We start from the raw sequence: 12,169 nt of genomic DNA, 5'->3' as shown, positions 1-12,169 counted from the left end.
CCCTTTCACGCTGGAAACGAAACTTTGGCCCTCGACCGGAAAGATCTCGCCATCCTCGCGGAACTCACGACCAATGCGCGGGCCAGCCACACCGAGCTCGCCAACAAGGTCGGGCTATCAAGCACCGCGCTCGCGCGGCGCCAGAAGGCGCTCGAGGACGACGGCTACATCCAGGGCTATCAGGCCGCGCTCGACCTCACGCAGTTCGGCCTCACCACCACGGTGCTGGTCCGCATCGCGCTGGAGAGCCAAAGCGACGAGGCGTTGAAGGCGTTCGAGGCGGAAGTGGTGAAATGCCCGTCCGTCGTGCGCTGCTTCCTGATGTCGGGGACCGACGACTACATCCTGATCGTGCTCGCCCGCGACATCCAGGACTTCGAGCGCATCCATCGCATGGAGCTGTCGCGCCTGCCGCGCGTCGCGCGGGTCCAATCGAGCTTCGCGCTGCGCGAGGTCGTCAACCGCGCCGTACCGAATGTGGTGTTCGGCGAAGCAAAACGCTGACCGCAACCTCTCGGAAAGGCGAACTGCCGGCAAGGGACTCAAAAGGAACCAACCGGTCGGTGGTCCGTTGGGCGCTATTGGCCGGCGGAGGCGTGCCCCGCGTCAACACGGCTGACGTCCGGCACGGTCGCCGTCGCAGGGAGCAGGACATGGGCGATGTCACGCATCAGATTTCCGAACGAATCCCGATCCATCTTGTCGTCAACGGCGTCAGTCACACGCTCGATCTCGTGCCATGGACAACGCTGCTCGACGCCTTGCGGGATCATCTTGCACTAAGCGGCACCAAGAAGGGCTGCGACCATGGTCAGTGTGGCGCCTGCACCGTGCTGGTGGATGGCCGGCGCGTCAATTCCTGCCTCACGCTCGCCGTCATGAAGGACGGTGCGGAGATCACGACTGTTGAAGGTCTTGCCAAGGACGGCGCACTGCATCCCCTGCAACAGGCTTTCATCGACCATGACGCCTTCCAGTGCGGCTATTGCACGTCGGGACAGATATGTTCGGCGGCCGGACTGCTCGCCGAAGGCCGTGCCAAAGATACCGACGAGATCCGGGAGCTCATGAGCGGAAATCTCTGCCGCTGCGGCGCCTATCCGAACATCGTCGCCGCCATCCAGCAGGCAGTGGGCCAGCCATGAACAATTTCCAGTATGCCCGAGCCACTGATGTCGCCGACGCGATCCGCCTGCTCGCCGCCGATCCCGGCGCCAAGCTGATCGCCGGGGGCACCAATCTGATCGACCTGATGAAAGAGAATGTCGAGCGCCCCACCCGGCTGATCGACATTTCCCGCCTGCCGCTGCGCAAGGTCGAGGAGACGTCCGACGGGTCCCTGTGCATCGGCGCGCTGGTGCCGAACTCGGACCTCGCCTACCATCCATTGATCGAGCAGCGCTATCCCCTGCTCGCCAGCGCCATTCTGGCCGGCGCCTCGGCGCAACTGCGCAACATGGCGTCGGTCGGCGGCAATCTGATGCAGCGAACGCGCTGCGCCTATTTCTATGACACGGCCACGCCGTGCAACAAGCGACATCCCGGAAGCGGTTGCTCGGCGATGGACGGGCTGAACCGCAACCATGCGATCCTGGGCACGAGCGCCGCTTGCATCGCGACCAACCCCTCCGATATGAGCGTGGCGCTGGCCGCGCTCGACGCGCTCGTGCACATCGCGGGTCCCTCCGGCGAACGCACCATCGCGCTGACCGATTTCCATCGGCTGCCCGGCGACAAGCCTCATGTCGATACCAACCTCGGCACCGGCGAAATCATCACGGCGATCGAGCTGCCGCCGCGCGGCTTTGCTCAAAACTACAGCTACCTGAAAATTCGCGACCGGATGTCTTATGCTTTTGCTCTGGTCTCGGTTGCCGCCGCGCTCGAATTGGAGGGCAACGCGATCAGCGGGGCGCGCGTGGCGCTCGGCGGCGTGGCTCACAAGCCGTGGCGCAGCCTCGAAGCCGAAGCGGCGTTGCGCGGCCAGGCCGCGACGCCCGATCACTTCTCGCACGCCGCGGATCTCTTGCTCCAGGGAGCAACGGCCCGCTCACATAACGGCTTCAAGGTCGAGCTCGCACGCCGCGCCATCGTGCGGACACTGACACAGGCGGCCAACGCCACGCCGCAATCCCAGGCTCACAAGAAAATCGCGTGAGGACCCTATGAACGCTTATGTGGGAACGCCAACGTCGCGTGTCGACGGCCGGGCCAAGGTCACCGGGGTCGCCAAATACGCCGGCGAATTTCCGGCCGACAGGCTCCTCCATGGCTTCGTGGTCGAGGCCACCATTCCATGCGGGCGCATTGCACGCCTCGACACCAATGCGGCGCTGCAGGTCGAGGGCGTGCTCGACGTGCTCACGCATGCGAACCGTCCGCCGCTCGCCGACAAGGATGAGGCGTGGAAGGACGAGGTCGCGCCCGAGGAAGGCTCGCCTTTCCGCCCGCTTTATGACGACACGATCAAGTTCAATGGCCAGCCGATCGCACTGGTCGTCGCAGAGGACTGGGAAATCGCGAAATTCGCCGCGACGCTCGTGCGGGTCGAGTATGAGCAGCATAGTTTTGCGACCGACCTCGAAGGCGAGCGCAGCAACGCGGCCGAAAAAGACAAGCCGCACAAGCCGCGGGGCGACGCCGTAGCCGCCCTTGCGGAAGCTGATGTGCGCCACGAGGCGGACTACGTGATACCGACCGAGCATCACAACCCGATGGAGCTCTACGCGACCACGGCGGTCTGGGACAGCAATGGCAAGCTCACGATCTACGACAAGACCCAAGGCGTCCAGAACGTCCACAAGTTTCTATGCGGCGTGTTCGACAAGAAGCCGGATGACATTCGGGTGGTCTCGCCATACGTCGGCGGCGCCTTCGGCTCCGGCTTGCGGCCGCAATATCAGGTGGTGTTGGCAACGCTTGGCGCGCTCGCGCTGAAGCGAAACGTTCGCGTCGTGCTGACGCGCCAGCAGATGTACGGGCTCGGCTACCGGCCGATGACCATCGAGCGCGTCGCGCTCGGCGCAAAATCCGACGGTACGCTTGATGCGGTCACGCACGAGGCCATTGCCGTCACCTCGCGCTATGAGGATTTTGCACGCAACGATACCGGCTGGGCTGAGCAGCTCTACAAGAGCCCGAACAGCCGCTTCTCCCACAAGTTGGTTCACCTTGACGTCTCCACGCCCTGCGACATGCGCGCACCGGGCGCGGCGTCGGGCGTCTGCGCGCTCGAATGCGCCATGGACGAGCTCGCCGTCGCGCTCAAGCTCGATCCGATCGAACTGCGGCTGAAGTGCTACTCGGATCGCGACCAGAGCGAAAACCTGCCCTACACCAGCAAGCAGTTGCGCGAATGCTACGCGCGCGGCGCGGACGCCTTCGGCTGGAGCAGACGCAACCCTGCGCCGCGCTCGATGCGCGACGACAAGGAGCTGGTCGGCTGGGGCATGGCAACAGGCGTGTGGGAAGCACTGCAGATGCCGGTCGCCGTTCGTATCGTGCTGACGTCGAACGGACATGCCGAGGTGTCCTGCGCCGCATCCGACATCGGCACCGGCACCTACACCATTGTGGCGCAGGTCGCGGCCGACGCACTCGGCCTGCCGATCGAGAACATCAGCGTCAGGCTCGCAGATTCCACCCTGCCGCAGGCGCCTGTCGAGGGCGGCTCCTGGATGGCCGCCTCGAGCGCGCATGCGGTGCTCGCAGCCGCCGAGGAAGTGCGCAAGGAGCTGTTAGCTCTGGCCGGGAAGATGCCAGGCTCGCCGCTCGCCGGCGCCGAGCTTGCCGATACGGTGTTGACCGACGGCAGCATTGCCAGCGCCAGCGATAAAAGCTGCGCCGTCTCGATCGCCGACGCGATGCGCCATGGCGGCGTCGAGCGCATCGAGAAGGAGAAGCTCAACCAGTTCGGCGAGGACAAGAAGCACGCGCGCAATACCCATTCGGCCGTCTTTGCCGAGGTCAAAGTGGACGAGGAGCTAAACGTCATTCGCGTGACGCGGGTCGTGAGCGCCGTCGCGGCCGGGCGGATTCTCAACACCAAGACCGGCCGCAGCCAGATCATGGGCGGCGTGGTTTGGGGGATCGGGATGGCCCTGCACGAGGAGACGGTGATGGACCACCGTTTTGGACGGATCATGAACGCGAACATTGCCGAGTACCACATTCCGGTGAACGCAGATGTTCACGACATCGACGTGATCTTCGTCGACGAGCCGGACGCGCACATCAACGCGCTCGGCATCAAGGGCATCGGCGAAATCGGCATTGTGGGCGTCCCCGCCGCGATCGCGAACGCCGTCTATCACGCCACCGGCAAGCGCATCCGCCGCTTCCCCATCACATTGGACAAGCTTCTCGACTGAGACGCCGGTCATCCGACCGGCCCGCTCGGGATCGCGCCCGCTGTCATCCAGCTGTCATCAAATGTGTCGAGACCTGTCGGTCTCGCACATTCGGGATGGACAATGGATTATTTCAAGCGCTTCAACTTCCTGTTTGCCGCACCTGTGTTCGACGCCGACGACCTCGAAGGCGTGCGCTTCAACCAGATCATCGAGGAGATCCAGCGTTCCGGCTTCGAGGTCGTTCGCGCCCGCAAGCTGGAGGACGCGGAGATGGCGGTGCAGACCGATGCCGCGATCGGCTGCATGGTGGTGGATTGGGGCAAGAAGGGCCTGGAGGGCAAGACCTCGGCGCTGATCAACTTGATGCGGCGGCGCGGCCTCGATTTCCCGATCATCCTCCTGATCCGGCGCAAGCGGTTCGAGGATCTCCCGGTCGAGGTGCTCGACTTCATCGACGGTTATGTCTTCCTGTCCGAGGAGACACCGACCTTCATCGCCAAGAACCTGATCAGCCGTCTGAAGCAATATGCAGAGACGCTGAAGACGCCGTTCTTCGGCGCGCTGGTCGACTATGCCGAGGAGGGCAACCAGCTATGGACCTGTCCCGGCCACAATGGCGGCGTGTTCTACAACCGCAGCCCGATCGGACGGGTCTTCGTCGAACATCTCGGCGAGTCCGTATTTCGCGACGATCTCGACAATTCCGTGCTCGACCTCGGTGACCTCCTCACCCATGAAGGACCGGCGTTGAAGGCACAGAAGGAAGCCGCCCAGATCTTTGGCGCCGAAAAGACCTATTTCGTGCTCAACGGGACCTCGACCTCGAACAAGGTTGCGCTCGGCGCCCTCGTCACCGACGGCGATCTCGTACTGTTCGACCGCAACAACCACAAGGCTGCCCATCACGGCGCGCTGATAATCAATGGCGGCGTCCCGGTCTACGTGCCGACCATCCGCAATGCCTGGGGCCTGATCGGCCCGATGCGCTGGGATATGCTCGACGAAAAAGCCTTGCGCGAGGCAATCCGCAATCATCCCCTGGTCACGGACAAGGACGCCTGGCGCAAGGAGCGGCCGTTCCGCGTCGCCGTGGTCGAGCAGTGCACCTATGACGGCACCATCCACAGCGCCGAGATGATCTTGAAGCGCATCGGCCATCTCTGCGAGTATATCCTGTTCGACGAGGCCTGGGCAGGCTTCATGAAGTTCCACCCGCTCTATGCAGGCCGCTTCGCCATGGGGCTGGCGAACCTTCCCCCCGAGGCACCCGGGATCATCGCGACGCAGTCGACCCACAAGCAGCTCGCGAGCTTCTCGCAGGCATCCCAAATCCACATCAAGGATCGTCACATCCGCGGCCAGAAGCGACGCGTCGAGCACCGCCGCTTCAATGAAAGTTTCATGCAGCACGCTTCCACGTCGCCATTCTACCCGCTGTTCGCCTCGCTCGACGTCGGCGCGCAGATGATGAAGGGCCGCTCCGGCGAAGTGCTGTGGGACGACACCATCCGGCTCGGCGTCGAGCTGCGCAAGAAGATCCGCGCGATGCGCAGGGAGTTCGAGGAGAAGGAGCAGAATCCGGACAGGCGCTGGTTCTTCGAACCCTTCGTCCCCGATCGCGTCGCCATTCCCGATGTCAGCCACGCCGGCGCTTCGCACAACGTCGCCTGGGAAACGCTCTCCACCGACGAGCTCGCCACCAATCCTGCGCTGTGGCAGCTCTCCCCCGACAGCGCCTGGCATGGCTTCCCTGGCCTCAGCGAGGGCTTCGCCATGACCGATCCGAACAAGCTGACGCTGCTCACGCCCGGCTTCGATCGCATCACCGGCGGCTATGTCGATCACGGCATCCCCGCCCCGGTCGTCGCGCAATATCTGCGCGAGAACCGCATCGTCCCCGAGAAGAACGACCTCAACTCCTTGCTCTTCCTGCTTACCCCGGGCGTCGAGGCAAGCAAGGCGGGCACGCTGATCTCTGGTCTCGTCGCCTTCAAGAGGCTGCACGACGACAATGCGCTGCTTGCGGACGTTATCCCGGAGTTCTCCCAGCGGCGGCAGGCGCGCTATGCCGGCGTGCGGCTGCGCGACCTCTGCGGCGAGATGCACCGCTTCTTTCGCGCCGCCGACGTCAGCGCGCTTCAGGCGCGACAGTTCATGCCCGAGCATATGCCTGACATCGTGATGTCGCCCCGCGATGCCGCGCGCTACCTATTCCGCAACGATGTCGACTATCTGCCGATCGAGGCGATCACGGGCCGTATCGCCACCACACCCTTCGTGGTCTATCCCCCCGGCATCGCCACCATCGTGCCCGGCGAGCGGCTGACGGAACGGGCCAAGCCCATGCTGGATTATCTCAAGATGTTCGAGACCTGCTTCAACACGTTCCCGGGCTTCGACGTGGAAATCCAGGGCGTCTACAAGGAGATCGATGCGCAGGGGCGCATCGGGCTCTATACTTACGTCGTTACCGAGTAGGTGCCGATGAACGAAACTGCGATTGCGCGCCCGGATGACGGGCCGGTCCTGGTCCGGCCCTCACGCGAGAGCGATGTCGAGGCGATGCTGGCGATCTACCGCCATCACGTCCGCAACGGCGTGCCGCGCGACGTCGAGGGAACCGGTGCGCCCGAGCCGGACGATCTGCGCGACCGGCGCAAGAACCTGAAGCAGACCCGCCTGCCGCATTTGGTCGCGGCCTATCGCGGCGAAGTCGTGGGCTATGCCTACGCCGTGCTGTTCCGCAAGCGTCCAGCCTATCGCTACACCGCCAAGCATTCGATCTACGTCCACCACGAGCATCTTGGCCGCGGGGTCGGACGGCTGTTGCTCCAGGAATTGATCGATGCTTGTGCAGCCGCCGGCTTCCGCCAGATGATTGGCTATATCGATGCCGACAATGCGCCCTCGCTGGCGTTGCACGAGAAGTTCGGTTTCGCGCGCGCCGGCCTTCTGTGTGGTGTCGCCTATCGCCACGGTCACTGGTCCGACACCGTCATGGTACAGCGCTCGCTCGGCGCTGGCGTCACTGCGCCACCTGTCACGGCGCCCCGGCGCTAGGCGCTCACGATGGAAAGTCAGCCGGTCTGACCTGGATGCGGTCGGCATGCAACGACCAGTGGTGCAACGCCTGGTCCTCGCAAAACCTCGCCTTCGCCCGCTCTCTGGCTTCGTCCTCGTCGGAAGCGTCGATCTCGAGTGTGCCCTGGCACACCTCGATCTGCCGGCCGTACTGGCCGAGCACGTCCTTCATGAACCTGACCACATAAGTTGACATGGGACCTCCTGCCTGCCCCGGCGGCGCTCACTCTAATCCCATTTAGCCGGATTGCGGGAGGGAGATTTTGACGCGGATCAAAGTCGGGCGCGGTTCCCGCCCGCAGATCATTCGGCAGCAGGAGCGCCGCCCACGGAAGGACAAAGCGACTGCCGACTACGCCGGCGTCACACCAAACGCCTGCTTGAATCGCTCCGCATAGCGTGGCCAGACCTCCGGATTGATGATGCGCGGCGGGCGCTTGCCGTCGAGCGTATCCAGCACCTGCTCGGCGGCGATGCGGCCCATGTTCTGCCGCGCCTCGATCGTGACGCCCGCGGTATGCGGGCTCGCCAGCACGTTGTCGAGCTGGAGCAGCGGATGCTCCGGCGGCGGCGGCTCTTTGGACCAGACGTCGAGACCGGCACCCGCAATGCGCTTGTCGCGCAAGGCCTGGAGCAGCGCATCCTCATCGTGGATGAAGCCGCGCGCCGTGGTGATAAAGTACGCATGCGGCTGCATCAACCCAAACTCGCGCACGCTGATCATGTTGCGGCTGCCCTTGTCGAGCGGACAGGAGATCGAGACGAAGTCGGCGCGGCGCAAGAGCTCGTCGAGCTCGACCTTCTCGCCGCCCCGCTCGGCCATCACCTCGGCCGTCAGGTAAGGATCGTAGGCCAGCACCTTCATGCCGAACAGGCCCTTGCACAGCGCGGCGATGCGGCGACCGACATTGCCGAGGCCGATGATGCCGACGGTCTTGTGCTCGATCTCGTTGCCGACGAGTTCGTTGCGGTTGACGTTGGACTCCCTGCGGAGCTTGCGATCGGACTGGATGATGCGCTTGGACAGCGTCAGCATCATCGCCAGCGCATGCTCGGCGACGGAATGGGCGTTGCCGCCGGACTGGTTGACGACCAGCACGCCGGCATCGGTGCAGGCCTCGACGTCGACAGGATCGAATCCCGCGCCGTTGCTGGAGACCAGCAGCAGGTTCGGCGCGCGCTTCAGGAAGGCGGCATCGACATGGAAGTGCGGGGCCAGTTCGTCGCGGGCGGCGCCGATCTGGTAGACATGAGCCGCTTCGATGATCGGCGCGAAATATTCCGCGGGGCTCTCGTTCTCGATGCGATCGAGCCGGACGTCGGGCCGCGCCTTCAGGATGTCGATGTAGATCGGGTTGGCCAGATATTTGACGTAGAAGACGCGCTTGCTGTTGACGGACATCAGGACCCTTCCGGCTCTCTCCAGGAGATCCGCAGGGCCAGCGCTTCGCGCGCTCCTGTCATGCGTTCCTCCGTTCTCTTGTTATTGCCGCTTATGACACGGCGGCACCGGCCGCGGCAGGTCGTCTGGCGCAGATCACGGTGCAGCCCGGACATGTTGACAATCCCGCTGCCTGCGTCAAGTTCGGCAGACCGCCGCGACGGCCAAGACGATGGCCACGACAAAGGCAAAACACCAAGAAGCTGCGCGGTCGAAGGGAGAACGCAATGGCGATTGCGGAGCAACAGACCTCGTCCGAGGCGGCGCAGACCTCCAGTGACAAGAGCTGGCACGGCATCGTCCTGCAAACCCTGAAGCGGAACGAGATCAGCCTCGTCCCTTACGTGCCCGACCGCGTGCTGACGCCGCTGATCAAGAACCTGCACGCCGATCCGTTCTTCACCACCTTTGCCACCGCCCGCGAGGAGGAGGCCGTCGGCATCGTCTCGGGCGCCTGGATGGGCGGACGGCGGGGTGCGGTGCTGATGCAGACCTCGGGCTTTGCGACGCTCGCCAACGTGCTGGCCTCGCTCGCGGTGCCCTACCAGATTCCGCTGATCATGTTCGTGTCCGAGCGCGGCACGCTCGGCGAGTTCAACTACGGCCAGTCACTGGTCTGCCGCACCATGCGTCCGGTGCTGGATTCGCTGGCGCTGGAACATCACACCATCACCCGGCTCGATGAGCTCGAATTCATTGCCGACCGTTCGATCAAGCAGGCCGTCACGACGCAGGCTCCGGTGGCCCTGATCCTCAACCCGCTGCTCACGGGCGGCAAGGTGTTCGACAAGTGAGGTCGGCCCAAATGAATACAGACGCGCGCAACACCAAAGTGATGAACCGCTTCGACGTCACCTCCCGCCTGATCGCGAAACTCGAGCACGAGGAAGCCGTGATCGGCGGCATCGGCAACACCAATTTCGACCTCTGGGCCGCCGGCCACCGTGCGCAGAATTTCTACATGCTCGGCAGCATGGGGCTCGCCTTCCCGATCGCGCTGGGCGTGGCGCTGGCGCAGCCGGACCGGCGCGTCTTCGCGCTCGAAGGCGACGGCTCGCTGCTGATGCAGCTCGGCGCGCTCTCGACGATCGCGGCGTTGAAGCCGAAGAACCTCATCATGATCGTGATGGACAACGGTATCTACCAGATCACCGGCGCGCAGCCCACACCGGCCGCGAACGTGGCCGACATCGTCGCCATCGCGACCGGCTCCGGGCTTGCCAACAGCGCCTGGGCCGCTGACGAGGAGGATTTCGAGCGTCTGGTCGAGGAAGCCATGTCGGCCGGCGAGCCGAGCCTGATCGCCGTTCGTATCGATGACAAGCCGGGCGTCGGCGCCACCCGACGCGACCCCGTACAAATCCGGGAGCGCTTCATGCACGGCCTTGGCGTGCGCGAGCCACTTTAACGTTTCGTCATTAACTACACGGCGATCTGATGCCGGCGCCTCGGCAGCCTGCTGCAATCCGTGCTAAGCGGTGCGGATGTCCATTTTGGTTCGTTCCTCTGCCTGGCTGCTTGCCGCCGCCGTCGCCTTTGCCACCCTTGGCCCGCCCGGCCTACGGCCCCATTCCGACCTCGGCCAGGACGGCGAACACGCCCTTGCCTTCGTCCTGGTGGGACTAGCCTTCGGCCTCGCCTATCCGCGCCGCCGCCTGTCGGCCACAACCATCGCCGTGGCGCTGATCGGCCTGCTCGAACTGATGCAATTCTGGGCACCGGGACGGCATGCGCGGCTGGAGGACTTTCTGGTCGATGCCGGCACCACCTGCATCGGCTTCGCGCTGGCGGCCATCGCCGATTGGGCCATGACGCGGTTTCGTGCAAATTCGGCCCTCTCGAGCCAAGGCCCCGCGGAGTGACGCTCCGCAGGGCCCGTCTCTTCAAAGCTCGCGCTGCGATCGATCAGTCGATGATCTTGACGACGCGGCGCGTGCGCGGCTCCACGATCACGCGGCGATCGTTTACGACCGCATAACGGTATTCGGTGTAGTTCGGCACGGGCCGCAGCACCACGGTCGGCGGCAGTGGCTCGCCAACCACGACGCGCTCGTGAACCACGACGGAATCATCACGCGGAATTCCGCCCAGGATCGCGTTCGGAATTTCAAGGCCGGCGCCCACGGCCGCACCGACGGTACCACCGACCATCGCACCGACCGGACCGCCAATGTCGCCGCCCGCGCGTGCGCCGTTCCTGGCGCCCTCTTCGGTCGTCGACTGAGCAAAGGCCGCACTCGACGCCAGCAGCGACGCGGCAGCCAACGAAATCGCAAGACGGGTTTTCATGTGCTTATGTCTCCAGTGATTGTTGTGCGCCTTCAACCGCGGGGCCGGATCATTGTTCCGGTTCCCTCGCCCGATCTAGGCAGAACCACAACGGAGACTGTTACCCGGTAACAGTTCAGGCCGTGGCGATCTCGTGCCCCGCCATCAGTTCCAGCGCGCGCACCATCGCCGAATGGTCCCAGCCCTTGCCGCCATGCGCGGCGCAGGACGAGAACAGTTGCTGCGCCACTGCCGTACTCGGCAGCGACAGGCCGAGCGCGCGGGCGCCTTCAAGCGCGAGGTTGAGATCCTTCTGGTGCAGCTCGATGCGGAAGCCGGGATCGAAATTGCGCTTCACCATGCGTTCGCCATGCACTTCGAGAATCCGCGACGACGCAAAGCCGCCCATCAAGGCCTGCCGCACCAGTGCCGGATCCGCACCGGCTTTCGACGCGAACAGCAGCGCTTCGCTGACCGCCTCGATCGTCAACGCGACGATGATCTGGTTGGCTACCTTCGTCGTCTGGCCGTCGCCATTGGCGCCGACCCGGGTGACGTTCTTTCCCATCCGGTCGAAGATCGGCTTCATGGTGTTGAAGGCGCGCTCCGGGCCACCGACCATGATGGTGAGGCTTGCCGCCTTGGCACCGACCTCCCCGCCTGACACCGGTGCGTCGAGATAATCCGCGCCGAGCGCCTCGATCTTCTTCGCAAACTCCTTGGTCGCCAGCGGCGAGATCGAGCTCATGTCGACCACGATCTTGCCCTTGGAAATGCCGCCCGCGACGCCATCCTTGCCGAACAGCACGGCCTCCACATGCGGCGTATCGGGCACCATAATGATGACCGCATCCGCCTCCTCCGCAACCTCCTTGCTTGACTTGCAGGCAACGCCGCCGGCGGCGATCAGCTCGGGTGCGACCGGCCCGACATCGTGCAGGAGAACGCGATGGCCTGCGGCCAGAAGATGGCCGGCCATCGGCCGTCCCATGGTGCCAAGTCCGATAAAGCCGATGTCGATCATGTC

Annotated in this window: 13 protein-coding genes; 9 read left to right on the top strand and 4 right to left on the bottom strand. The window is 64.5% G+C overall.

All coding sequences use genetic code 11. The features are described from left to right. Positions 1-24 precede the first annotated feature (24 nt). The 6 genes from AC0L3U_RS18570 to AC0L3U_RS18545 all read left to right on the top strand — a co-directional run bounded on the left by AC0L3U_RS18570 (position 25) and on the right by AC0L3U_RS18545 (position 7,412). Positions 25-504: an Lrp/AsnC family transcriptional regulator gene (locus tag AC0L3U_RS18570; protein WP_473362689.1), complete on the top strand. Its 480-nt coding sequence runs from the start codon at positions 25-27 to the stop codon at positions 502-504. Between the two features lie 149 nt (positions 505-653). Next, on the top strand, positions 654-1,145 hold the full coding sequence (locus AC0L3U_RS18565) for a (2Fe-2S)-binding protein (RefSeq protein ID WP_473362688.1): 492 nt from the start codon (positions 654-656) through the stop codon (positions 1,143-1,145). Continuing rightward, positions 1,142-2,158 carry an FAD binding domain-containing protein gene (locus tag AC0L3U_RS18560; RefSeq protein WP_473362687.1) on the top strand — a complete coding sequence of 339 codons (1,017 nt, stop codon included), beginning with the start codon at positions 1,142-1,144 and terminating at the stop codon, positions 2,156-2,158. The genes AC0L3U_RS18565 and AC0L3U_RS18560 overlap by 4 nt, the downstream gene beginning before the upstream one ends. A gap of 7 nt (positions 2,159-2,165) precedes the next feature. Further along, entirely contained in the window at positions 2,166-4,370 is a 2,205-nt protein-coding gene (locus AC0L3U_RS18555; protein ID WP_473362686.1) for a xanthine dehydrogenase family protein molybdopterin-binding subunit, read from the top strand. Between the two features lie 102 nt (positions 4,371-4,472). Beyond that, positions 4,473-6,830 (top strand): Orn/Lys/Arg family decarboxylase, encoded by a 2,358-nt coding sequence (locus tag AC0L3U_RS18550; RefSeq protein ID WP_473362685.1) that lies wholly within the window; start codon positions 4,473-4,475, stop codon positions 6,828-6,830. A 6-nt stretch (positions 6,831-6,836) separates the two neighbouring features. Next, entirely contained in the window at positions 6,837-7,412 is a 576-nt protein-coding gene (locus AC0L3U_RS18545; RefSeq protein ID WP_456765099.1) for a GNAT family N-acetyltransferase, read from the top strand. A 4-nt stretch (positions 7,413-7,416) separates the two neighbouring features. Here AC0L3U_RS18545 and AC0L3U_RS18540 read toward each other — a convergent pair whose 3' ends face one another. Together AC0L3U_RS18540 and AC0L3U_RS18535 are read right to left on the bottom strand one after the other, a co-directional pair. Beyond that, positions 7,417-7,629: a hypothetical protein gene (locus AC0L3U_RS18540; RefSeq protein WP_007608382.1), complete on the bottom strand. Its 213-nt coding sequence runs from the start codon at positions 7,627-7,629 to the stop codon at positions 7,417-7,419. Positions 7,630-7,785: 156 nt separating this feature from the next. Continuing rightward, positions 7,786-8,835 (bottom strand): hydroxyacid dehydrogenase, encoded by a 1,050-nt coding sequence (locus AC0L3U_RS18535; protein ID WP_456765100.1) that lies wholly within the window; start codon positions 8,833-8,835, stop codon positions 7,786-7,788. A 266-nt stretch (positions 8,836-9,101) separates the two neighbouring features. Between AC0L3U_RS18535 and AC0L3U_RS18530 the strand changes: the two genes are divergently transcribed. From AC0L3U_RS18530 to AC0L3U_RS18520, 3 genes are all read left to right on the top strand, one after another. Then, positions 9,102-9,668 (top strand): thiamine pyrophosphate-binding protein, encoded by a 567-nt coding sequence (locus tag AC0L3U_RS18530; RefSeq protein ID WP_473362684.1) that lies wholly within the window; start codon positions 9,102-9,104, stop codon positions 9,666-9,668. 11 nt (positions 9,669-9,679) lie between these two features. Further along, positions 9,680-10,282, top strand: coding sequence for a thiamine pyrophosphate-dependent enzyme (locus AC0L3U_RS18525; protein WP_473362683.1), 603 nt, complete (start codon positions 9,680-9,682; stop codon positions 10,280-10,282). Positions 10,283-10,358: 76 nt separating this feature from the next. Further along, positions 10,359-10,736, top strand: coding sequence for a VanZ family protein (locus AC0L3U_RS18520; protein WP_473362682.1), 378 nt, complete (start codon positions 10,359-10,361; stop codon positions 10,734-10,736). Positions 10,737-10,779: 43 nt separating this feature from the next. On the opposite strand, the gene AC0L3U_RS18515 is transcribed toward AC0L3U_RS18520, so the two are convergent. Together AC0L3U_RS18515 and AC0L3U_RS18510 are read right to left on the bottom strand one after the other, a co-directional pair. After that, complete coding sequence (locus tag AC0L3U_RS18515; RefSeq protein ID WP_007593296.1) at positions 10,780-11,163, bottom strand: DUF1236 domain-containing protein; 384 nt, start codon at positions 11,161-11,163, stop codon at positions 10,780-10,782. A gap of 115 nt (positions 11,164-11,278) precedes the next feature. Continuing rightward, positions 11,279-12,166, bottom strand: coding sequence for a 2-hydroxy-3-oxopropionate reductase (locus tag AC0L3U_RS18510; RefSeq protein ID WP_473362681.1), 888 nt, complete (start codon positions 12,164-12,166; stop codon positions 11,279-11,281). Between the last annotated feature and the right edge of the window lie 3 nt (positions 12,167-12,169).

This window comes from Bradyrhizobium sp. Kon69 (genome assembly GCF_055807515.1).
This window is presented reverse-complemented; position numbering and strand designations above follow the sequence as displayed.

Excerpts from the sequence above, each read along its gene's own strand:
- AC0L3U_RS18515 (WP_007593296.1), bottom strand. The coding sequence starts at position 11,163 with ATGAAAACCCGTCTTGCGATTTCGTTGGCTGCCGCGTCGCTGCTGGCG.
- AC0L3U_RS18510 (WP_473362681.1), bottom strand. The coding sequence starts at position 12,166 with ATGATCGACATCGGCTTTATCGGACTTGGCACCATGGGACGGCCGATG.
- AC0L3U_RS18555 (WP_473362686.1), top strand. The coding sequence starts at position 2,166 with ATGAACGCTTATGTGGGAACGCCAACGTCGCGTGTCGACGGCCGGGCC.
- AC0L3U_RS18535 (WP_456765100.1), bottom strand. The coding sequence starts at position 8,835 with ATGTCCGTCAACAGCAAGCGCGTCTTCTACGTCAAATATCTGGCCAAC.
- AC0L3U_RS18565 (WP_473362688.1), top strand. The coding sequence starts at position 654 with ATGGGCGATGTCACGCATCAGATTTCCGAACGAATCCCGATCCATCTT.
- AC0L3U_RS18550 (WP_473362685.1), top strand. The coding sequence starts at position 4,473 with ATGGATTATTTCAAGCGCTTCAACTTCCTGTTTGCCGCACCTGTGTTC.
- AC0L3U_RS18530 (WP_473362684.1), top strand. The coding sequence starts at position 9,102 with ATGGCGATTGCGGAGCAACAGACCTCGTCCGAGGCGGCGCAGACCTCC.
- AC0L3U_RS18540 (WP_007608382.1), bottom strand. The coding sequence starts at position 7,629 with ATGTCAACTTATGTGGTCAGGTTCATGAAGGACGTGCTCGGCCAGTAC.
- AC0L3U_RS18525 (WP_473362683.1), top strand. The coding sequence starts at position 9,680 with ATGAATACAGACGCGCGCAACACCAAAGTGATGAACCGCTTCGACGTC.
- AC0L3U_RS18560 (WP_473362687.1), top strand. The coding sequence starts at position 1,142 with ATGAACAATTTCCAGTATGCCCGAGCCACTGATGTCGCCGACGCGATC.
- AC0L3U_RS18545 (WP_456765099.1), top strand. The coding sequence starts at position 6,837 with ATGAACGAAACTGCGATTGCGCGCCCGGATGACGGGCCGGTCCTGGTC.
- AC0L3U_RS18520 (WP_473362682.1), top strand. The coding sequence starts at position 10,359 with ATGTCCATTTTGGTTCGTTCCTCTGCCTGGCTGCTTGCCGCCGCCGTC.